Origin of the sequence: Pseudaminobacter soli (ex Zhang et al. 2022), assembly GCF_014595955.1 — a bacterium.
GTDB lineage: Bacteria > Pseudomonadota > Alphaproteobacteria > Rhizobiales > Rhizobiaceae > Kumtagia > Kumtagia pseudosoli.
The window spans coordinates 266,961-286,428 of sequence record NZ_JABVCF010000003.1; the positions used below are offsets into that span (position 1 = coordinate 266,961).

The 19,468-nt window shown below is 64.7% G+C and carries 22 protein-coding genes; 9 read left to right on the forward strand and 13 right to left on the reverse strand.

All coding sequences use genetic code 11. The features are described 5' to 3' along the window. The first annotated feature begins 127 nt into the window (after positions 1–127). The gene (locus tag HUI96_RS07185) at positions 128–1,033 is read left to right on the forward strand and encodes a hydrogen peroxide-inducible genes activator (protein WP_188253967.1); all 906 of its coding nucleotides are present in this window, start codon (positions 128–130) and stop codon (positions 1,031–1,033) included. Here the strand turns inward: HUI96_RS07185 and hisG are convergent. The 3 genes from hisG to hisS all read right to left on the reverse strand — a co-directional run bounded on the left by hisG (position 999) and on the right by hisS (position 4,460). Next, the gene (gene hisG, locus HUI96_RS07190; RefSeq protein ID WP_188253968.1) at positions 999–1,697 is read right to left on the reverse strand and encodes an ATP phosphoribosyltransferase; all 699 of its coding nucleotides are present in this window, start codon (positions 1,695–1,697) and stop codon (positions 999–1,001) included. The two genes, HUI96_RS07185 and hisG, sit on opposite strands and share 35 nt — an antisense overlap. Before the next feature lie 61 nt (positions 1,698–1,758). Then, positions 1,759–2,874, reverse strand: a complete 1,116-nt coding sequence (locus tag HUI96_RS07195; protein ID WP_425299205.1) for an ATP phosphoribosyltransferase regulatory subunit — start codon at positions 2,872–2,874, stop codon at positions 1,759–1,761. A gap of 41 nt (positions 2,875–2,915) precedes the next feature. Continuing rightward, positions 2,916–4,460 (reverse strand): histidine--tRNA ligase, encoded by a 1,545-nt coding sequence (gene hisS / locus HUI96_RS07200; protein WP_188253970.1) that lies wholly within the window; start codon positions 4,458–4,460, stop codon positions 2,916–2,918. Between the two features lie 393 nt (positions 4,461–4,853). Here hisS and HUI96_RS07205 point away from each other — a divergent pair, with 393 nt between their 5' ends. After that, positions 4,854–5,096, forward strand: coding sequence for a hypothetical protein (locus tag HUI96_RS07205; protein ID WP_188253971.1), 243 nt, complete (start codon positions 4,854–4,856; stop codon positions 5,094–5,096). A 156-nt stretch (positions 5,097–5,252) separates the two neighbouring features. Here HUI96_RS07205 and HUI96_RS07210 read toward each other — a convergent pair whose 3' ends face one another. Then, positions 5,253–5,888: a DNA-3-methyladenine glycosylase I gene (locus HUI96_RS07210; RefSeq protein ID WP_188253972.1), complete on the reverse strand. Its 636-nt coding sequence runs from the start codon at positions 5,886–5,888 to the stop codon at positions 5,253–5,255. Positions 5,889–6,108: 220 nt separating this feature from the next. Between HUI96_RS07210 and HUI96_RS07215 the strand changes: the two genes are divergently transcribed. Next, on the forward strand, positions 6,109–6,897 hold the full coding sequence (locus tag HUI96_RS07215; RefSeq protein ID WP_188254169.1) for a L,D-transpeptidase: 789 nt from the start codon (positions 6,109–6,111) through the stop codon (positions 6,895–6,897). A gap of 132 nt (positions 6,898–7,029) precedes the next feature. Here HUI96_RS07215 and glcF read toward each other — a convergent pair whose 3' ends face one another. From glcF to HUI96_RS07250, 7 genes are all read right to left on the reverse strand, one after another. Then, positions 7,030–8,364 carry a glycolate oxidase subunit GlcF gene (gene glcF / locus HUI96_RS07220; protein ID WP_188253973.1) on the reverse strand — a complete coding sequence of 445 codons (1,335 nt, stop codon included), beginning with the start codon at positions 8,362–8,364 and terminating at the stop codon, positions 7,030–7,032. Between the two features lie 9 nt (positions 8,365–8,373). Beyond that, positions 8,374–8,706 carry a hypothetical protein gene (locus HUI96_RS07225; RefSeq protein WP_188253974.1) on the reverse strand — a complete coding sequence of 111 codons (333 nt, stop codon included), beginning with the start codon at positions 8,704–8,706 and terminating at the stop codon, positions 8,374–8,376. Continuing rightward, the gene (locus tag HUI96_RS07230; protein WP_188253975.1) at positions 8,703–8,930 is read right to left on the reverse strand and encodes a DUF433 domain-containing protein; all 228 of its coding nucleotides are present in this window, start codon (positions 8,928–8,930) and stop codon (positions 8,703–8,705) included. The genes HUI96_RS07225 and HUI96_RS07230 overlap by 4 nt, the downstream gene beginning before the upstream one ends. A gap of 25 nt (positions 8,931–8,955) precedes the next feature. After that, the gene (gene glcE / locus HUI96_RS07235; RefSeq protein ID WP_188253976.1) at positions 8,956–10,158 is read right to left on the reverse strand and encodes a glycolate oxidase subunit GlcE; all 1,203 of its coding nucleotides are present in this window, start codon (positions 10,156–10,158) and stop codon (positions 8,956–8,958) included. Next, entirely contained in the window at positions 10,155–10,562 is a 408-nt protein-coding gene (locus HUI96_RS07240) for a type II toxin-antitoxin system VapC family toxin (protein WP_188253977.1), read from the reverse strand. The genes glcE and HUI96_RS07240 overlap by 4 nt, the downstream gene beginning before the upstream one ends. Continuing rightward, complete coding sequence (locus tag HUI96_RS07245) at positions 10,559–10,810, reverse strand: AbrB/MazE/SpoVT family DNA-binding domain-containing protein (RefSeq protein ID WP_188253978.1); 252 nt, start codon at positions 10,808–10,810, stop codon at positions 10,559–10,561. The genes HUI96_RS07240 and HUI96_RS07245 overlap by 4 nt, the downstream gene beginning before the upstream one ends. 64 nt (positions 10,811–10,874) lie before the next feature. After that, positions 10,875–12,371 (reverse strand): FAD-linked oxidase C-terminal domain-containing protein, encoded by a 1,497-nt coding sequence (locus tag HUI96_RS07250; RefSeq protein ID WP_188254170.1) that lies wholly within the window; start codon positions 12,369–12,371, stop codon positions 10,875–10,877. 199 nt (positions 12,372–12,570) lie between these two features. Here HUI96_RS07250 and HUI96_RS07255 point away from each other — a divergent pair, with 199 nt between their 5' ends. The 6 genes from HUI96_RS07255 to HUI96_RS07280 all read left to right on the forward strand — a co-directional run bounded on the left by HUI96_RS07255 (position 12,571) and on the right by HUI96_RS07280 (position 18,457). Then, positions 12,571–13,893: a DUF3422 family protein gene (locus tag HUI96_RS07255; RefSeq protein ID WP_425299203.1), complete on the forward strand. Its 1,323-nt coding sequence runs from the start codon at positions 12,571–12,573 to the stop codon at positions 13,891–13,893. A gap of 105 nt (positions 13,894–13,998) precedes the next feature. Next, positions 13,999–14,826, forward strand: a complete 828-nt coding sequence (locus tag HUI96_RS07260) for an FCD domain-containing protein (RefSeq protein ID WP_188254172.1) — start codon at positions 13,999–14,001, stop codon at positions 14,824–14,826. After that, a complete protein-coding gene (locus HUI96_RS07265) occupies positions 14,823–15,596 on the forward strand; it encodes a (Fe-S)-binding protein (RefSeq protein ID WP_188253979.1) in 774 nt (257 codons plus the stop codon). The genes HUI96_RS07260 and HUI96_RS07265 overlap by 4 nt, the downstream gene beginning before the upstream one ends. Before the next feature lie 3 nt (positions 15,597–15,599). Next, positions 15,600–17,036, forward strand: a complete 1,437-nt coding sequence (locus HUI96_RS07270; protein ID WP_188253980.1) for a LutB/LldF family L-lactate oxidation iron-sulfur protein — start codon at positions 15,600–15,602, stop codon at positions 17,034–17,036. Further along, a complete protein-coding gene (locus HUI96_RS07275; protein ID WP_188253981.1) occupies positions 17,033–17,719 on the forward strand; it encodes a LutC/YkgG family protein in 687 nt (228 codons plus the stop codon). Before HUI96_RS07270 ends, HUI96_RS07275 begins: the two co-directional genes overlap by 4 nt. 51 nt (positions 17,720–17,770) lie before the next feature. Next, positions 17,771–18,457: a metallophosphoesterase family protein gene (locus HUI96_RS07280; RefSeq protein WP_188253982.1), complete on the forward strand. Its 687-nt coding sequence runs from the start codon at positions 17,771–17,773 to the stop codon at positions 18,455–18,457. A gap of 6 nt (positions 18,458–18,463) precedes the next feature. Here HUI96_RS07280 and HUI96_RS29830 read toward each other — a convergent pair whose 3' ends face one another. Beyond that, positions 18,464–18,589 (reverse strand): hypothetical protein, encoded by a 126-nt coding sequence (locus tag HUI96_RS29830; protein WP_273032673.1) that lies wholly within the window; start codon positions 18,587–18,589, stop codon positions 18,464–18,466. A 179-nt stretch (positions 18,590–18,768) separates the two neighbouring features. Then, positions 18,769–19,467 (reverse strand): type 1 glutamine amidotransferase, encoded by a 699-nt coding sequence (locus HUI96_RS07285; RefSeq protein WP_188253983.1) that lies wholly within the window; start codon positions 19,465–19,467, stop codon positions 18,769–18,771. Between the last annotated feature and the right edge of the window lies 1 nt (position 19,468).

Consider the following 19,468-nt stretch of genomic DNA (forward strand, 5'->3'; position numbering starts at 1 on the left):
TCTCTGGAGCTGTTGATGGGCCGCTGGCGCCCGGTCAAAGCTCCACGATTCTGGAATGATTCCAGACTAGACGCTTTCTTCGATAGGCGCTAATTTTCTTTACTGATTTTGCTGATAGCTTTTTCTTATGATCACCCTCTCCACCCGGCAGATGCTCTATTTCGATGCGCTGGCAAGGACTCGCCACTTCGGACAGGCAGCCGAGTTGGTCGGCGTCACCCAGCCGGCGCTTTCTTCACAGATCGCCGAGATGGAGGCCCGGCTCGGCTGCCGCCTGTTCGAACGCGGCGGACGCTCCGTGCGTCTGACGGAGGAGGCGGTCGCGTTGCAGCCGCGGATCGAAGCGATCCTCAGCCAGATCCGAGAAGTCGAGGCGCTCGCCCGGCGTGGCCGGCTCCCCATGGAGGGCCGCTTCCGGCTCGGCATGATCCCCACCATAGCACCCTATCTGCTTCCGCAACTGCTGTCGGAACTGAAGGACCGTTTTCCGCAACTCCAGGTCGAGATGCGCGAGGCCATCACCGACACGCTGATCTCGGAAACGACGGCTGGGCGCCTCGACGGCTTCATTGCCGCGCTGCCGCTCGATCACTCAGCGCTGGAGACCGAGTTGCTCTTCCAGGACCGCTTCTTTTTGGCGGTGCCCGAGCACGACGCCGCATTCATCGACCCGCCGGTGGCGCCGGAAAGTCCGGCCCTGGAACGCCTGATGCTGCTCGAGGAAGGCCACTGCCTGCGCGACCAGGCGTTAAAGCTCTGCAGCCATATCCGGCCGACCGCCATGGCCAATTACGGCGCCACCAGCCTGACAACGCTGTTGCAGATGGTTGGGCATGGCCTGGGCGTGACGCTCCTCCCCGAAATGGCGGCGGAGGCTAGCCGATCGATTCACGACCTCAAGATCGTGCCCTTCGCCGAGCCCGCGCCATCGCGGCAGATCGCGCTGGCCTGGCGCAGGAACGGCTCGCGTCAGGAAGAGTGCCGCGAGGTCGCAGGCATCATCCGCGAATTGAGTCCGACACTGTTTGAATGATCCCTGCCAGCGCCGCCTCCTCGGCGGCCGTGCGGGAGCGCAGCGAGGCGACCAGGCATGCCTCCGAGCGGAGGATCACGCCGTCGGCCAAAATCTTCAGGTGATTGGCCTTCAGCGTCGAACCGGTCGTCGTGATGTCGACGACGATGTCCGCCAGGCCGGCGGCCGGCGCCCCCTCGGTGGCACCCAGGCTTTCCACGATCCGATAGACCTGGATGCCGTGCTTGCCCGAGAAGAACTGCTGGGTCAGCCGCCAATATTTCGTGGCGATGCGCAGCCGGCGGCCATGGCGCTGGCGGAAATCGGCGGCGACGTCATCAAGATCGGCCATGGTGTCGACGTCGAGCCAGACCTCCGGCACGGCGACCACAACGTCGGCATGGCCGAAGCAGAGGCGCGCGGCGACCGTGGCTCGCTTCTCCCAGTCGGCGCGGCTTTCGCGCAGCAGGTCCTCGCCGGTGACGCCGAGGTCGACATTGCCTGCGCCCAGTTCCCCCGCGATCTCCGATGCGGAGAGGAAGGCGATCTCGACGTCGTCGCGACCTTCGACGCGGGCACGGTAGTTCCGCTCGCCGGCGAGGCTGACTTTCAGCCCTGCCTTCTCGAGAATTTCCAGCGACTGCTCGCGCAGCCGGCCTTTGGAGGGGACCGCAAGAGTCAGCATGGGCGAGGGCCTCCAAGGGAAGCACCGGGGGCGTCTGCTCCACTCACTCGGGAATGCGCCATCACCCCTGCCCTCCCCGCAGCGCCTCGATGCGGTCGAGCCACACGGAGAAGCCGACGCCGGGGATCGGCGCGGTGGCGCCGAGCATGGTGAGCAGCCGGTCGTAGCGGCCGCCGCCGGCAAGCGGCCGCGCCTCCCCCGGTGCCGCGATCTCGAAGACGAGCCCAGTATAATAATCCAGTGGCCGGCCGAAGGCGGCATCGTAGCGGATCGACGCCGCCGGCAGGCCCTCGGCCAGGATCGCAAGCGCCCGCTGCGAAAACGCGACCAGCGCCCGGTCTATGACCAGTCCCGCCTCGTCCGCGAAATCCTGGAGCCGCCGCGGCGCCTCGGCCAGCGGCGCGTCGATATCCAGGAAGGTTTTTAGTGCGCTCAGGGCTTCGTCGGGCAGCCTGACCTTCTGAAGTTCCGTCTTCTCGATCAGGCGGCGGGCGATTTCTTCCGGCGTGCGCGACGCGCTCGTCGAAAGGCCAGTCTTCTCCATCTCGGCGGCGATGTGGGCCGTCAGCGCGTCGAGGCCGGAGGCAACGATGTCTGGCCGGGAATTTTCCGCCTTTTCTTTTGCCGGAGGCCCGGAAAGGTCTGCGAGTGCGGCGGAAAGCTGCTCCGGTGCGCCGAATGCCCGGGCCAGCCGCTTCTGCCAGCCGGGGGGCAGCCCGAGCGCCGCAAGCACGGCTTCGAACACCGCATGGTCGCCCACCGTCACCGAGAGTTCTGCATCGGGCAGCGCATGCGCCAGCAGCGCATGAGCGTCAGCGATGGCGCGGGCATCGGCCCGCGCGATCTCCGGATCGCCCAGATCCTCGATGCCCGCCTGCATGAACTCCGCGGGACCATCGCGGCGTTGGCGGAACACCTCGCCGACATAGCCGTAGCGGCGCGGGGTGCCGGCCCGGCTGGCGATGTGATCGAGGCAGACAGGGATGGTGAACTCGGGCCGCAGGCAGAGCTGTTCTCCCGTCTCGCTCTCGGTGAGGAAGATGCGGCGTCGCAAATCCTCGCCCGCCATGTCGAGGAACGGGTCGGCCGGCTGCAGCACCGGCACGTCGACCATCACGGTTCCACGCGCGGAAAAAAGCGTGCGGATCTGGGTGGAGAGGGTGGTCATGGGAGCCAGACCGCGCGGTTTGTCGTTCCTTCGGGTGAAAGCGCAATCACTTATGCGCCCCTTCCCCGCTCCGCCTTCTGCGCCTCCAGCACGCCCCGGACCGCCTCGACCAACTGCCCCTCGCGCACCGAGAACTGCGCCGGGCGGCTTTCGCGCCATTCCTTGTTGTCGGTGACTTCTTGCGCCAGGCGCGCGCCTTCGACGAGGTCCTTGACCTGTACCTCGCCGGCCTCGCGTTCGGAGGAGCCCTGAATGATCACGCAGGGCGCGCCGCGCCGGTCCGCATATTTCATCTGCGCCTTCATGCCCGCGCCACCGAGATACATCTCGGCGCGGATGCCGGCCTGCCGGAGTTCGCCGACCATGCGCTGATAGCGGCCGAGACTCTCCGTATCCTTGTCCATCGCGAGCATCACGACCGGACCGGTCACGTTCGAGGTGTCCAGCTTGCCAAGGTTCTTCAGCGCCGTCATCAGGCGCGACACGCCGATCGAAAAGCCGGTTGCCGGCACCGGCTCGCCGCGGAAGCGCGAGACCAGGCCGTCATAGCGCCCGCCGCCGCCGACCGAGCCGAAGCGAACGATCTGGCCTTCCTCGTTGGGGATTTCGGCGAGAAGCTCGGCCTCGTAGACAGGGCCGGTGTAATATTCGAGGCCGCGCACGACTGAGGGGTCGATCTTGATACGGTCGGGGCCGTAACCAGCAGCGCGACACAACTCAGCGATCTCTTCGAGTTCGGTCACGCCTTGCATGCCAATCGGTGTGTCAACGACGGTCGAGCGCAGATCTTCAAAGAATGCAGAAAGATAGTCTTGATCTGACTGACCAGCGTTCGGCCGCAAATGCATGAACGAGCCAACTAGGCGGTTTATCTGCTCTTCGCTGAGCCCCGCGCCCTTGGTAAAATCCCCCTCGCCTTCCTTGCCGCCGTCCCAACGGCCCGCGCCTAGCAGCAGGCGCACGCCTTCCGGCCCGAACTTGTCCAGCTTGTCGATCGCCCGCAGCACGGTGAGCCGGCGGCCGGCATTCTCGTCGCCGCCGAGCCCGATTGCCTCGAGCACGCCGTCGAGCACCTTGCGGTTGTTGACGCGGATCACATAGTCGCCGCGCTTGATGCCGAGCGCCTCCATGACGTCGGCCATCATCATCGCCATCTCGGCGTCGGCCGCCACGCCCGGTGTGCCGACCGTGTCGGCGTCGAACTGCATGAACTGGCGGAAGCGGCCGGGGCCGGGCTTCTCGTTGCGAAACACCCAGCCCGAGCGATAGCTGCGGAACGGTTTTGGCAGCCTCTCCCAGTTCTCGGCCACGTAGCGCGCCATCGGCGCGGTGAGGTCATAGCGTAGCGACAGCCACTGCTCGTCGTCGTCCTGGAAAGAGAAAACGCCCTCGTTCGGCCGGTCCTGGTCCGGCAGGAATTTGCCGAGTGCGTCGGTATATTCGATCAGCGGCTGGTCGGCGGGCTCGAAGCCGTAGAGTTCGTAGACCTCGCGGATCGTCGCCATCATCTTCTCGACGGCGCGGATGTCCTCGGGCGAACGATCGATGAACCCGCGCGGCAGACGCGCTTTCATTTTTTCCGATCTGTCGGCCATGTTCTTTCGTACTCGCGACCTGGAGGAGAGCGGCCGTGTCCTAGACGATGGAGGGCACAGCAGCAAGTGTAACGGCTCCGCCGCGTGCGCGCAGCATATTGGCAACAAGGGCGTAGACCGCGGGTCGGATTCGACGGCCTGCATCTGCTGATTGCGCCGAACTGCCACGCCTCAACTCACGGCTCGAGGCGATCGTGCGCAAGCTCGTCCAGGAGGGAGCAGCGGACCGGCGTGCTTCATTTCTCTGTTCCTCCATCGCAATGCAGCCGGAGCCATCACCTGCCTTGCGTAACAGCTGGAAACTACACGGAAACATACAACGGAACGGTCCGGCACCGGTCGGTTGCCCGATCATACGATCTTCCGGGCATGCAAATCGGAAAGGCAATTATCGTGTCTACCCTGACTACAAGCGCCGGCGAGAAGCTTCGGGACAACCGTCTGGCGCGGCGGCCAGAGCGGGCGACGGCTGGCGGCATACTTCCCGGCTTCGGGTCCCGCGGCCAAACGGCAAATGCGCACGACCCGCTCGGAGGAACCGCGCTCACCATGCTCCTGGTGCTCTATCCTGCCCTCGCCTGCGCGATCGTCACGGTCGCGGCATTCCTGTTCTGCAGCCCGTGCGGAGCAGCATAGGGCTTGGGATGAGATCGCATCTCTGAGCCGTTATCTGGCGGGGGTGCCAGAGCCTCGCTCCCCTAACCGCGTACGAGCGAGGCAACTGGGGCCTGTTCCGGCACGGTGGTGCGTCCGGGGCGGGTCCCAGCCTCTTTTTGGGGCTGCTTCCAGCCCTCAAATGCGAGGGATAGGCCGCTCGAATGCGGAGCGCTGCGCTTCGACGGAGGCGCGGCAATGGCAGCCCTCGATGTGGTCGTTGACCAAACCCATCGCCTGCATGAAGGCGTATACGGTCGTTGGCCCAACAAAACTCCAGCCGCGCTTCTTCAGCTCCTTGGAGATCAAGGTCGAGGTCTCGGTTTTCCCCAAGCGGATGAGTGCGGCATGATCGAGCCGCTGCGGGCGCTGCGCGTCCGTGGGCTCGAACTGCCAGAACCAGGCCGCCAGCGATCCAGCCTCCACCACGAGTTCCTTGGCGCGCCGGGCATTGTTGATGGTCGACTCGATCTTGCCGCGGTGGCGCACGATGCCGGGATCGTTCAACAGGCGCTCCACGTCGGCCTCGCCGAATTCGGCGACCCGCTCGAAAGCGAAGCCGGCAAAGGCGGCGCGGAAATTCTCGCGTTTGCGCAGGATGGTTAGCCAGGACAGGCCGGACTGGAAGCCTTCCAGGCAGATCTTCTCGAAGAGCCGGCGGTCGTCCTTCACCGGGCGACCCCATTCCTCGTCGTGATAGCGGCGATAGTCGTCCTGGTCGCCTGCCCAGAAGCAGCGCACGACCCCATCCGATCCTTCAAGCAGTCCGTCCACCCAAGACTCCGTTCGTTAATGCCGCCCGGCGCTCATTGACCGCGCCTTTACCAGTCCGCTGAACCGGCCGGTAACCACACCGGAAGGTTTAGGGACACCGCCGCTTTTTAGGCAACCCGATTCACGATTCCGATTCCGTTCGCGCCACAGGCTCCTGACAGGACGGGGCGGGGAAGTCCCGCGCCGGATCCGATCGGAAGGTCAGTCGAGTACGCGTATGATGAAGCACAGATTTCTTGTCATGACTGCAGCCAGCTTGATGGGCCTTGCTGCGGCAGCCCCGGCGCAAGCCAATGATCGCTATCGCGAGCGGCCCCCCGTCGTGGTCAGTCCCGATCTCTCCGCCCCTTGGGTGATGCAGCTTGGCCGTCAGCCGGGCCGGGTGGTGAACGGGGGCTATGCCGTGCAGGTCCAGCCCGCGCTGCAGCGCAGTTCGCTCCGGGGCGATCCGCAGCCTGCGCGCCGCGCCGAGCGCAGAAGCCTGTTCGGTCAAGATCCGATGCGCACTGCCGCCGTGCCGGCCCCGCGAAAGAAGCAGATCGCGCCGCAAATGGACCCGATCTACCTGCCGCAGCACGTGGAGTATTCCGGCCCGGAGAAGCCGGGCACGATCGTGATCGATACGGCGTCAAAATTCCTCTACCTCGTGCAGCCCGGCGGGAAGGCGCGCCGCTACGGCGTTGGGGTCGGCCAGGAGGGGATGGTGTGGACCGGAACGCAGACGATCACCCGCAAGGCGGTGTGGCCCGACTGGCGGCCCCCGGCCGAGATGATCAAGCGCGAGCGGGCCAAGGGCCGCATCCTGCCGGTCCACATGGCAGGCGGGCCTGAAAACCCGCTCGGCGCCCGAGCGCTTTATCTCGGCTCGACGCTCTACCGCATCCACGGCACCAATGCGCCCTGGACGATCGGCACCAACGTCTCCTCGGGCTGCATCCGGCTGCGCAACGAGGACGTGGTCGATCTCTATGAACGCGTCGGCGTCGGGACCAAGGTGGTCGTGATGTAGCGGACTCCCTCGGACCGGGCCGCAGCAAGGGGATGGGGCGCGGCTGTCGAAGCGGTTGAGGAACTTGGTTCCGCACCGGAGACAAGGGCAGCGCGGGCAACCGCGCTGCCCTTTGCTATTGGATGCAACTGCCTAAGCGAGTTCCTTGGAAGCGATGGGAGCGACCGAGGTCAGTTCCCTGGGCTTCGGCCCGCCATAGGCCCAGTCCAGCAATTCCACCGTGTGGACAATCGGCAACCGGGCGGCGCTGGCGATCTGGGTGATGCAGCCGATATTGCCCGTGGCGATAAGTGACGCGCCGGTGGCCTCGATATTCTTCACCTTGCGGTCGCGCAGGCGGGCCGAGATCTCTGGCTGCAGGATGTTGTACGTGCCGGCCGAGCCGCAGCAGAGATGCCCTTCGAGCGGCTCCTTCACGAGGAAGCCGGCACGCGCCAGAAGCTCCTTCGGAAGCCGGGTGATCTTCTGGCCGTGCTGCATCGAGCAGGCGGAATGATAGGCGACCGTCAGGCCGGGCCTGATCGTAGGCTCGGGCAGGTCCAGTCCGCCGAGATATTCGGTGATGTCCTTCGCCAACTCCGATACACGCTTGGCTTTCTGGGCGTATGCCGGATCGAGCCGTAGCATGAAGCCATAGTCCTTGATGGTGGTGCCGCAGCCCGAGGCGGTGATGATGATGGCATCGAGCCCGCCGTGCTCGATCTCTCGGGTCCAGGCGTCGATATTGCGGCGTGCGAAATTGAGCGCCTGCTCCTCCTTGCCAAGGTGATGGACCAGCGCGCCGCAGCAGCCTTCGCCCTCGGGCATCACCACCTCGACGCCGAGGCGGGTGAGCAGGCGCACCGTCGCCTCGTTGATGCCCGGGTCGAGCACCGGCTGGGCGCAGCCGGTCAGCAGCGCCACGCGGCCGATCCGCTTGCCTGTTGCGGGTTGAACGCCCGGCCGCGACACCGGCGAGGCGGTCGGAATTGCGCCGGGCGCCAGCTTCAGCATGGCGGCGAGCGGCTTCAGCCCGGTGATACGGCCGAAAACCGCGCCGAGAGGCCGACCGAGCTTCGCCAGCTTCAGCGCTGCTCGGAAACGCTCGGGATAGGGCAGCGTGGCCGCAAGCACCGCGCGGATCGCGCGGTCGAGCGGCGGGCGCCGATAGGTCTTTTCGATGTGGACCCGCGCATGATCGACCAGATGCATGTAGTTCACCCCCGACGGGCAGGTGGTCATGCAGGAAAGGCAGGAAAGGCAGCGGTCGATGTGGGTGACGGTCTCGCGATCGGCTGGGCGGCCGTTCTCCAGCATGTCTTTGATCAGGTAGATGCGCCCGCGCGGGCTATCGAGTTCGTTGCCGAGGACCACATAGGTCGGGCAGGTCGCGGTGCAGAAACCGCAATGCACGCATTTGCGTAGGATCTTTTCGGACTCCTGCACATGTGGATCGGCAAGCTGCTCGGGGGTGAAGGTGGTTTGCATTCGTCTCGATCACACTTTGCCCTGGTCTGCGATGACAACCACCTGTCCCGGCCGGATATTGGCGATGGCTGAGGCAATCTCTCCAAGAAGAGGCAGGAGATCTTCAAAACGCTGCCTTGGCAGCACGACAAGCGCAATGCCATAGCGCTCCAGATTTTGCTGGTACTGCAGGTTCCTGTCGCATGTGACGAGGCATTCGATACCAGATTCGTTCAGTTTATTGAGCAACCGGCCGTTCTTGAGACCCTTCCATTCGTTGGGAAAGCGTATGGCGCGGCAGCCAATCGCGGCTAGCGCCCTCCCGAGTCGCGTCGGCACACTCTCATCGAGCTGCGCGATCAAGCCGCCTTCTTTCCGGCCAGTCGTTCGATGTCGGCTGCAGCCAGCCTGATGACCGCCTCGGCCTGAAGGCGATCCACCGTCGGAAAATCCAGCAAAAACTCGGCCAGACTGTCGCCGCTCTTAAGATACTCGAACAGAGTCGAAACCGGCACGCGGGTTCCCTTGAACACGACTGCACCGGACATGACCTCGGGATCGACGCTCACAACATCATCGATATCCATGAACATCTCCTGTGCTGCCCCTCTTCTACCCCATCCGCCCGGGGTTCAGAATGCCCTTCGGATCGAACTGCTCCTTCAGTCTTGCGGAAAGCGCGGCGAGTGCCGGCGGCTGCGGCTCGAACGCGGGAACGGCCGCGCGCACGGCAGGGCTGGCCCGCACCAAGGTGGCGTGGCCGCCGCCGAAGCGCCTCATGAGCCTGCGCAGGAAGTCCACTTCCGAATCGTCCTCCATGCGCAGCCAGGCGAGCCCGCCGGCCCATTCGTAGTAAGCTTCGACCGCCGTCTCCATGCGCAGCGCCATCACCATCTCGTGCGCCTTGCTCGGCGCCATCGAGACGCGCCATACCGGCTTCTCGCTGCCATCGGCGAAGGCCGTGACGTCGCGGATTACGCGCCAGAGGATTTTCGAGGCTTCCGCCGGAACCTCGGACAAGCCCGCTCCGGAGCCGAACAGGTCACGCAGGTGTCGAACCCGGTATTCCACCGATGGACCAAAACCCTCGATGCGCAGCAGGGTTGCCGCACCGGATGGAAGTGTCCCTGCTCCGATGCGCGCCGCGACCGTCTCCGGCAGATGGGCCGCTCCGGACACTTCGGCGGGCGAGCCCATCGCCAAAGCCATGGCCGACACGGCGGCATCATCCAGGAGACCGGTCAGCACGAGCGTGGTTTCGGTCTCGGCAGCCGGCAGCACCTTGAAGGTGACGTTGGTGACCACCGCCAGCGTGCCCCAGGACCCTGCCATGGCCTTCGAGAGATCATAACCGGTGACGTTCTTGACGACCCGCCCGCCGGACTTGAACGCCTCTCCCCGGCCCGAGACGGCGCTTACACCGAGTATGTGGTCGCGCGCCGCGCCTGCCTTGATCCGCCGCGGGCCGGAGAGGTTCGCGGCGAGCGCCCCGCCGATCGTGCCCCTTCCCTGAGGCGCGCCGAGGAGCGGGCCGTAATCCATCGGCTCGAAGGCAAGTTCCTGGTTGTGCTCCGCCAGAAGCCTCTGGATCTCGGCGAGCGGCGTGCCGGCGCGGGCGGAAAGGACCAATTCCTCCGGCTCGTAGAGTGTCACGCCGGTTAGGCCCGAGAGATCGATCGCATGCTCCGTTTGCGGCGGGCGGCCGATACTGCGCTTGGAGCGGTGGCCGACAACTTCGACCGGGGCTTCCTCGGCTACGGCCCAGGCGACGGCGTCCAGAACCTCGGCAGCGGAAGAAGGCGTGAAGGTGGTCATTGGAAGGTGTCCGCTAGTTTCGTCGACATGCCCGTCCGACCGACTCGCGAAACGGCGCGGCGATCGAACGACACGAACGTCTCGCCGCCCATACCTTGCCCGGCTCTGGCGATCACACCACCGGCGAAGTCCCCACCCGCAGCCAGGACTGCCAGGCCAGCTTCAACTGCTGCGCCGTCAGTTGCGACGTTTTCAGCGTCAGCGATGGCCCGGATCGCGTCTGCGATCCGCGATGGCGGATATCCGTAAACACTGTCGAGCACCCGGACCAACTCACACAAATATGGCAGAGAAACCGCAACAAGTTCGGCAGTGGAGAGGATGTCGAAGGCAATCCGGGCCTGAATTTCGTCATCGTGAACCACCACCCGAACCAGCAGATTGGTATCGGCGGTGATCCTCACTTCAATCCCGCCCAGCCCCTTCGGCTTGCCTCGTTCATCTCCTCGATTGTGGCGACCTTTTCGGTCTCACCGGCCAGCATGCCGAATACGTCGTCCCAGGTGCCCTTCGGCCGCAGGGCCCTGATGGTCAACTGACCGCCTGGCAAAGGTTCGACCTCAAGGCGCTGTCCCGGTTTCACGCCGAGATGCTGCAGCAGTTCCTTCTTGAGCGTGGCCTGGCCCTTCGATGTCACCGTCAGCGTGGTCATCGTCATTCTCCGCGAGCACCGGCCCAATGTAAGGCAATTCTGCCTTACTCAAAATCAGGCTCGCTCAAAACCTCGGAATATCTGGAAACGCCACCTGCCCGCGATGAACATGCATCCGGCCGAGTTCGGCACAGCGGCGCAATTGCGGGAAAACCTTGCCGGGATTGAGCAGATGGTTCGGGTCGAAGGCGCATTTGACCCGCATCTGGTGGTCGAGATCGGTCTCGTTGAACATCTCCGGCATCAGGTCGCGCTTCTCGACGCCGACCCCATGTTCGCCGGTCAGCACCCCACCGACCTTCACGCAGAGCCTCAGGATGTCGGCGCCGAACGCCTCTGCCCGCTCGAGTTCGCCCGGCCGATTGGCGTCGTAGAGGATCAGCGGATGCAGATTGCCGTCGCCGGCGTGGAAAACGTTGGCGACAGCCAGGCCGTACTTCTCAGACAACTCGCGCATGCCGGCCAGCACGCGCGGCAGTTCCTTGCGCGGAATGGTCCCGTCCATGCAGTAATAGTCTGGCGAGATGCGCCCGACGGCCGGGAAGGCGGCCTTGCGGCCCGCCCAGAAGGCGAGGCGCTCCTCCTCGGAGGTCGAGATGCGGCAGGTGGTGGAGCCGTTCCGGTGCGCGATCGCCTCCACCCGTTCGATCAGATGGTCGACCTCCACGCCCGGGCCGTCGAGTTCCACGATCAGCAGCGCCTCGCATTCGAGCGGATAACCGACGTGGAGGAAATCCTCCGCAGCGTGGATGGCGGGGCGGTCCATCATCTCCATGCCGCCTGGGATGATGCCGGCGCCGATGATGTCGGCGACGCACTGGCCACCCTGCTCGTTAGTGGGAAAACCGATCAGCAGGGCGCGCGCGGTCTCCGGCTTCCGCAAGATGCGGACCGTCACCTCGGTCACCACGCCGAGCAGGCCCTCCGAGCCGGTCATGACGCCGAGCAGATCATAGCCCTCGGCGTCGAGATGCTTGCCACCGAGGCGCACCACCTCGCCGTTCATCAGCACCATCTCGATGCCGAGCACATTGTTGGCAGTCAGCCCGTACTTCAGGCAGTGCACCCCGCCCGAATTCTCCGCGACATTGCCGCCGATCGAGCAGGCGATCTGCGAAGAAGGATCCGGCGCGTAGTAGAACCCGTCTGCCTCCACCGCGTGCGTGATGCCGAGATTGGTCACGCCCGGCTGCGCGACCACGACGCGGTTCATGAGGTCGACCTCGAGAATGCGGTTGAAGCGGCTCATAACCAGCAGGACGGCGTCCTCGAGAGGCAAGGCACCGCCCGACAGCGACGTGCCCGAGCCGCGCGGCACCACCCGGATGTTCCGTTCGTTGCAGTAGCGAAGGATGCGCGAGACCTGTTCGGTCGTCTCCGGCAGAACGACCACCAGCGGGATCTGCCGGTAGGCGGTAAGACCATCGGTTTCGAATGCTCGCATCTCGTTGATGGCGTCGACCACCCCCTCGCCCGGCACGATCAGCCGCAAATCGGCCACGATTTGAGCCCGCCGCGACAGTGTCGCTGCATCCGGCTTGGGCATCATCAATCCCGACATGGCGAGCCTCGGTGTGGTCAACAAGGTTTACCAGTCAGAAGGATCAATGGCAATTCGCCGGTCGGACGCCTTGGAATGCTGCGTTGCGATCTATGTTGCATTGCAATATATTTATTGTGCAACGCAATAGCACTATCTCTTGGATTCAACTTCAAGCCCCGCCACAAAGGCAAACCTGCAGCATCTCGGGAGAATATCGGTGAGCATCGAGCCGTCCGCGCTGGAAATCGCGACACCGGTCGCCGGCACGGTGATGGGTTTTAACGCCTATCCGGCGCGACCGGGTGCGATCGGCGAAGTGCATGCGCGGCCGCATCCACTGATCGACTCGCCGCGCGTCCTCGTCCAACTCTCCTTCATGACGGAGACCGGGAGTTCGAAGGATTGGGCGATCCTGGCCGAGTTGGCGCGCACGCTGGGCGTCGCTGCGCCGGACCAGCAGGCGCGTCATTATGCCATGAAATGGGGTAAGGGGACGCTGCGCTGGGAACGCCACACGGAGTTCTCGACTTACCTCTGGGAAGGACCGCTCGGCGAGCCAGACGGCAAGCACGGCGAGGATACGCCCTTCGGCAACGGCTTCTCCGCGCCCGGGCCAGTCATTTCCGGCATCCGGCTTGAAATCAGGGACTGGACCCCAGAGACCGAGAAGCTCATCGCGGATTTCGATCCGGAGAGCCTCTGCTATTCCATCGTCGAGAGCGGCCGGGCGGCCGCCATCACGGATTTCCGCCAAAACGGAGAGGGCCTGACGCGCATCCTCATCCTGGACCGCGGCTTGTCGCCGTCGCGCCGCGGTGCGCTAGCCCAGCGCCTCCTAGAAATCGAGACCTACCGAACGTTTGCAATGCTCGGTCTGCCACTGGCACAGTCGCTGTCGGGACGCCTGACGCGCATCGAGGAGCGCTTGGCCGAACTCACCGGGGCGATGCGGGCCTCGGGCAGGCGCGACAGCCAGGTCCTGCTCACGGAACTGACGGAACTCGCCGCCGAACTGGAGGCGCAGGCGGCCGCCAGTCTCTATCGGTTCGGCGCCAGCCGCGCCTACGACGGCATCGTCGGCGAACGATTGGCCGCGCTGGGCGAAGAGGCCGTGCCAGGATATGAAACCTGGTCCGGCTTTCTCACGCGACGGGTCGCGCCGGCGATGCGAACCTGCCGCTCGGTGGAAGAGCGGCAAGACAATCTTTCCCGAAAACTGTCTCGCGCCACGAACCTATTGCGCACCTGGGTCGACGTGGAAATGGAGCAGCAGAACCGCGACCTGCTCGCCTCGATGAACAATCGTGCCCGCCTGCAGTTGCGCCTCCAGCAGACGGTGGAAGGTCTCTCCGTCGCAGCGGTTTCCTACTACGTGGTCGGATTGGTCGCATATCTCACAAAGGGAACGAGCCTCTTTCATGGATGGATAAAGCCGGAGGCGCTCACGGCGATCCTGGTGCCCGCGGTCGTGCTTTCGGTGTGGCTTTTCGTACGCAGGATCCGAAAGTCGCATAGTGACGAGTTGCCCCACGCAAAATGATGCAGGTCACATCACTGAAAAGACTGAGGCTCACACTGGATAATTAGTTTGACCAGTCGCCTGCAGCCCTCCTATTGTCCGCGGGGACAGGCCATGGGCCACAGCTTGGGCGAAATCTTCTCCCCGATCGAGCACTCCCGGACTGCTGACGAAGTGGTGCAGCAGATCGAGAGACTCATTCTCGAAGGCGTGCTTCGCACCGGCGACCGACTTCCGGGCGAACGCGAACTCGCGCAGCGCTTCGAGGTGTCGCGTCCAATCCTTCGAGATGCCCTGAAGGCTCTCGAGGCACGCGGCCTCCTCTCCACCCGGCACGGCGGCGGCACCCAGGTGGCCGATGTCGACGGACAGATCTTCGCTGCCCCCGTTGCCGAACTCATGGCCAGCCATCGCAAGGCAAGGGCGGACTACCTCGAATACAGGCGCGAGATGGAAGGGATCGCTGCCGAATATGCGGCGCGCCGCATCACCGACGACGATCGGGCGCTGTTCGAGCGCATCATGGCCCGCATGGAGGAGGCGCACCAGCGCGGCGATTTTCGCGATGAAGCCGAGATTGACGTCGAGTTCCACAATGCCATCGGCGAGTGCTCGCACAATATCCTACTGCTGCACACGCTGCGCTCGTGCTATCGGCTGCTGTCGGACGGCGTCTTCGAGAACCGGCTGATCCTGTTTTCAACGCCTGGCGCGCGCGAACAACTGCTGGATCAGCATCGCGCGATCCACGACGCCATCGTTGCTGCAAACCCCACCGCCGCCCGGAAAGCCGCCATGGAGCATATCACCTTCGTCGAGCAGGCAACGTCCGAAGTAGAGCGCACCGGCGATTGGCTGCGCGTGTCACGGCTGAGGCTGCAGCAGCGGATCGACTCCGATAATGGCGTAGCACGCAAATCACCCCGCAAGACCAGGAAGACGGTTTCAAATTGACCACCCAAGCAAAGAAGCCGCCCCGCGTCGGCCTGTTCGTCACCTGTCTCGTGGACCTGTTCCGGCCGAGCGTCGGCTTCGCGGCGCTACGCCTGCTGGAGGACGCCGGCTGTGTCGTGGAAGTGCCCCGCACCCAGACCTGCTGCGGCCAGCCTGCCTACAATTCGGGTGACCGAGCGGACAGCCGGGAGATCGCCATCAACACGATCCGCGCCTTCGAGGATTACGACTACATCGTCGCGCCGTCGGGTTCGTGCGCCGGCATGCTGAAGAAGCACTATCCCGGCCTGTTCGCCGGCGACCGCGAGTGGGAAGCGCGCTGTGCCGCCTTCTCGGCGAAGGTGCATGAACTGGTGAGCTTCCTGACCGACGTGTTGCAGGCGAAGACGGTCGCGGCGCGGGTGGAGACGTCGGTGACCTATCACGACTCCTGTTCAGGGCTTCGCGAACTCGGTATCCAGCACCAGCCAAGGCAGCTTCTCGGCTCGGTGGGAGGCCTGTCGCTGATCGAGATGCAGGAGGCGGACGTCTGCTGCGGATTCGGCGGCACATTCTGCGTAAAATACCCGGAGATCTCCAACGCGATTGTCGGCAAGAAGATCGGAAACATCGCAGCGACCGGCGCGGAGACGCTGCTGGCCGGCGACCTGGGCTGCCTGATGAACATGGCCGGAAAGCTGAAGCGCGAGGGGTCGCGCGTGGAGGTCCGGCACGTGGCCGAGGTTTTGGCCGGCATGACCGACACGCCGCCGATCGGCGGGAGGGCCTGAGCCATGCAGGTCACCTCCCCGCAGTTCAAGAAGCATACCCGCGCAGCCCTCGCCAATCCTCATCTGCAGCAGGCACTCGGGAACGTGCGCGCCGGCTTCATCGACAAGCGCAAGAAGGCAGTCGACGCGCTGCCCGAGTTCGACCAGTTGCGGGACTCGGCGCGCGACATCAAGAACCACATGCTGGACCACCTCGACCTCTATCTGGAGGCCTACGAGGCGAAGGTCCGCGCATCCGGCGGTTATGTGCATTGGGCCGAGACCGCCGAGGAGGCTCGGGCGATCATCCTCGACATCTGCCGCTCGGCGGGCGCGCGCACCGTCACCAAGGGCAAGTCGATGATCACGGAGGAGATCGAGCTCAACGATTTCCTGCAGAAGAACGGCATCCGCCCGGTCGAGACCGACCTCGGCGAGTACATCATCCAACTCCGCGGCGAGCACCCGAGCCACATCATCGCGCCCGCCGTCCATCTGACTAAGGACCAGGTCGAGGCAGACTTCCGCCGGGTGCACGATCATCTGCCACCGACCCGCGACCTCACCGAGCACGAGTCGCTGCTCTACGAGGCGCGGCGCGTGCTGAGGCCCGCCTATTTCGACGCCGATGTTGGCATTACCGGCGCGAACTTCCTAGTCGCCGAGACCGGCACCTCGATCATCGTGACCAACGAGGGCAATGGCGACCTCACGCAGATCCTGCCCAAGGTACATGTGGTGGTGGCCTCGATCGAGAAAATCGTGCCGACCCTGGAGGACGCCGCCCAGATCATGCGCGTGCTGGCGCGCTCGGCGACCGGCCAGGAGATGAGCGTCTACACCACCATGTCGACTGGGCCACGCCGGCCCGGCGATCCCGACGGGCCCGAGGACTATCACGTCGTGCTGATCGACAATGGCCGGTCGGCCATGCTCGGCACCGAGTTCCAGGACATGCTGCGCTGCATTCGTTGCGGCGCCTGCATGAACCACTGCCCGGTCTATCACTCGGTCGGCGGCCACGCCTACGGCTCGGTCTATCCCGGCCCGATGGGCGCGGTGTTGACGCCGTCGCTGGCCGGCCTCGCCAAGTCCGGACACCTGCCAAACGCCTCGACTTTTTGCGGCCGCTGCGAAAGCGTCTGCCCGATGCGCATTCCATTGCCGAAGATGATGCGGCACTGGCGCGAGCGCGAATTCGAGCGCGGCCTCAATCCGGCGACACAGCGAACCGGTCTCAAGCTCTGGGCGATGTTTGCCCGGCGCCCGGCGCTCTACAGGTTTGCGACCTCGGTCGCAGTGCCGCTGCTTTCGATGTTCGGGCGGCGCACCGGCCGATTCAGGCACTTGCCGCTAGCCGGAGGCTGGACCCGCTACCGCGACTTTCCGGCGCCGGAGGGAAGGACATTCATGCAGCAACTCAGCGAACGCGACGCCGTCACGATGCAGGGGGCGAAATGAGCGCGCGCGACGCAATCCTCGGCAAGATCAGGCGCTCGCTCGGCGCCGACGCGAGCGACCCGGCTCGGCGCGCCGCAGTGACCAGCCGGCTGGAACTTGCGCCCTTGGGCGTGATCCCGGCGCGGGGGCAACTGCCGCAAGCCGAGCGCGTGGCGCTGTTTTGCACAATGGCGAAGAAGCTGCTGGCCAGTGTGGAGCGGGTCAGCGGCTACGATGCCGTGCCGGAGACCGTCGCCGGCTATCTTCGCAACAACAATCTGCCGGCCGCAGTCCGGATGGGGGCAGACGAACGCCTTTCGTCCATGCCGTGGGTTGAGCAGCGGGCACTGGAGATCAGTCGCGGCCCTTCCGACGGCGACGATGCGGTGGGCGTCAGCCATGCCGGAAGCGGCGTGGCGGAGACAGGGACGTTGGTCCTCACCTCTGGAGGCGACAATCCGACCACGATCAATTTCCTGCCCGACCACCATATCGTCGTGGTGAGTGCGGCAGACATCGAAGGCGACCTGGAATCGGCGCTGGCCAAAATCCGCGAGCGCTACGGCAAGGGCGAGATGCCGCGAACCGTCAACCTGATCTCCGGCCCGTCGCGCTCCGGCGACATCGAGCAGAAGCTAATTCTTGGGGCGCACGGACCGCGCGCGCTGCACATCATCGTGGTAGATGAGCCAGGCGTGTCATGAATCCCGATGAGTAAGGGCATCAGCCTGGCCGAGGCGTGGGCGCCCGAAGGCATGCGCCTCTACGCCATTGGCGACATCCACGGCCGACTCGACCTGCTCGAACGGATGCATGAGCGGATTCGCACGGAGATCGAGCGCGACAGGCCGGCCGATTGGCGGGTGATCCATCTCGGAGACTATGTCGACCGCGGCCCCGATTCGCGCGGGGTGATCGACTTCCTCATTGGCGCGAAAGCTTCCGATGCGCGCAACATCACGCTCGCGGGCAATCATGACCACGGCTTCCTGGAGTTCCTTGGCCTACCGTCGATGGAATCCCTGTTCATGCAAAATGGCGGCGTCCAGACCGCAGCGTCATACGGCGTTGCAGACCTCTCCTCGGGGCTCGTCCGCTTCCATTCGGAGTTGTTGCAGGCCGTACCTGTGGCCCATACCAGCTTCGTCTTGTCCTGCGGGTACAGCGTATCGTTCGGGGATTTCTTCTTCTGCCATGCCGGCATCCGCCCCGGCGTGCCGCTGTACGACCAAGACCCGGACGACCTGCTGTGGATTCGCTACCAATTCCTGCTCTACCCCGGGCTCCACCCGAAGGTGGTCGTGCACGGCCACACCATCACGCCCAAACCGGAACTGCTGCCGAATCGCGTGAATGTGGACACCGGGGCCTTCGGCTCCGGTGTGCTCACGGCATTCGTTGTGGAAGGGGCCGCGAAGCGGCTCCTCACCGTTGAAAGATAGATTCGATCAGTGGCGGGCGACGACGCCGTAGCCGTCGATGACGATCTGGTCGCCGGCATCCACGGAATAGACGCCAAGTCCACACATCAGGATGGCAATGAGCATTGCAAAGGAAAGCAGCGCGGAACGCAAGGGGGGACTCTCAGGGGTTTGACTGCTAGAGTTCTAACAGTACGCGGTTACTATAATGTTGCGGTTCGGAGCTCCGAGCCGCGGGCTTAGACCGCCTGAACGGCTCACGCCACAGTAATATCCGTCGGATTGGAAGAGTTTTCCCGTCGTGGCTTTTCCGCCACGGCTTCCGCAGGGGCTTAGATCAGGCTGACCCAGGTGCGCGCGATCGCAAGGCCCACGGCATCGGCCTGCGGACCGTGAGAGGCGGCGTCGCGCTCGAGCCGCTCCGGCCAATCCGGATGGCGATTCGCTATGGTGGCGGCAAAGGCAGTCGACCAGTCGCGGACGAGCTTCCGGTCGGCCTCGAAATGGAACTGGATGCCATAGATCGCGCGTCCGATTCGAAAGGCCTGGCTCTCGGCGACGCCGTTGCGCGCCAGATGCACGGCGCCGGGTGGCAGCGAGAAGGTATCGTCATGCCACTGGAAGATCGGGAATTCCTTCGGAACATCCTTCAGCATCGGGTCTGCGCCTCCGGGTTCCGTAAGCGTCACCTTGCACCAGCCGAATTCGCTGGATCCGCCGATCTGGTTGCGTCCACCAAAAGCCCGGGCGAGCAGTTGGCTGCCGAGACAGATGCCGAGCACGGCCTTGTCGCGGGCGTGGAAATCGCGCGCCAGCTCGAGCAGACCCGGGATGTAGGGATATTCCTCGTCGGCCAGCGCGTTCTGGCCGCCGCCGAGGATCACGGCTGCGTCGTGACTTTCCGCTGTCGTCGGCAGCGCGTCGCCCCGGTGCGCCATGCGCAGGTCGATCTCGGCACCGGCTTCGGCCAGCGCCGTCTCGACCTGGCCCAGCCCGGTGCCGTCGAAATTCTGAACGACCAGAACACGCATG

What these genes read in the sequence shown, in the direction of transcription:
- HUI96_RS07185 (WP_188253967.1), top strand. Translation starts at nt 128, where the DNA reads ATGATCACCCTCTCCACCCGGCAGATGCTCTATTTCGATGCGCTGGCA.
- hisG (WP_188253968.1), bottom strand. Translation starts at nt 1,697, where the DNA reads ATGCTGACTCTTGCGGTCCCCTCCAAAGGCCGGCTGCGCGAGCAGTCG.
- hisS (WP_188253970.1), bottom strand. Translation starts at nt 4,460, where the DNA reads ATGGCCGACAGATCGGAAAAAATGAAAGCGCGTCTGCCGCGCGGGTTC.
- HUI96_RS07215 (WP_188254169.1), top strand. Translation starts at nt 6,109, where the DNA reads ATGAAGCACAGATTTCTTGTCATGACTGCAGCCAGCTTGATGGGCCTT.
- glcF (WP_188253973.1), bottom strand. Translation starts at nt 8,364, where the DNA reads ATGCAAACCACCTTCACCCCCGAGCAGCTTGCCGATCCACATGTGCAG.
- HUI96_RS07230 (WP_188253975.1), bottom strand. Translation starts at nt 8,930, where the DNA reads ATGGATATCGATGATGTTGTGAGCGTCGATCCCGAGGTCATGTCCGGT.
- glcE (WP_188253976.1), bottom strand. Translation starts at nt 10,158, where the DNA reads ATGACCACCTTCACGCCTTCTTCCGCTGCCGAGGTTCTGGACGCCGTC.
- HUI96_RS07245 (WP_188253978.1), bottom strand. Translation starts at nt 10,810, where the DNA reads ATGACCACGCTGACGGTGACATCGAAGGGCCAGGCCACGCTCAAGAAG.
- HUI96_RS07250 (WP_188254170.1), bottom strand. Translation starts at nt 12,371, where the DNA reads ATGTCGGGATTGATGATGCCCAAGCCGGATGCAGCGACACTGTCGCGG.
- HUI96_RS07270 (WP_188253980.1), top strand. Translation starts at nt 15,600, where the DNA reads ATGCAGGTCACCTCCCCGCAGTTCAAGAAGCATACCCGCGCAGCCCTC.
- HUI96_RS07275 (WP_188253981.1), top strand. Translation starts at nt 17,033, where the DNA reads ATGAGCGCGCGCGACGCAATCCTCGGCAAGATCAGGCGCTCGCTCGGC.
- HUI96_RS07280 (WP_188253982.1), top strand. Translation starts at nt 17,771, where the DNA reads ATGCGCCTCTACGCCATTGGCGACATCCACGGCCGACTCGACCTGCTC.
- HUI96_RS07285 (WP_188253983.1), bottom strand. Translation starts at nt 19,467, where the DNA reads ATGCGTGTTCTGGTCGTTCAGAATTTCGACGGCACCGGGCTGGGCCAG.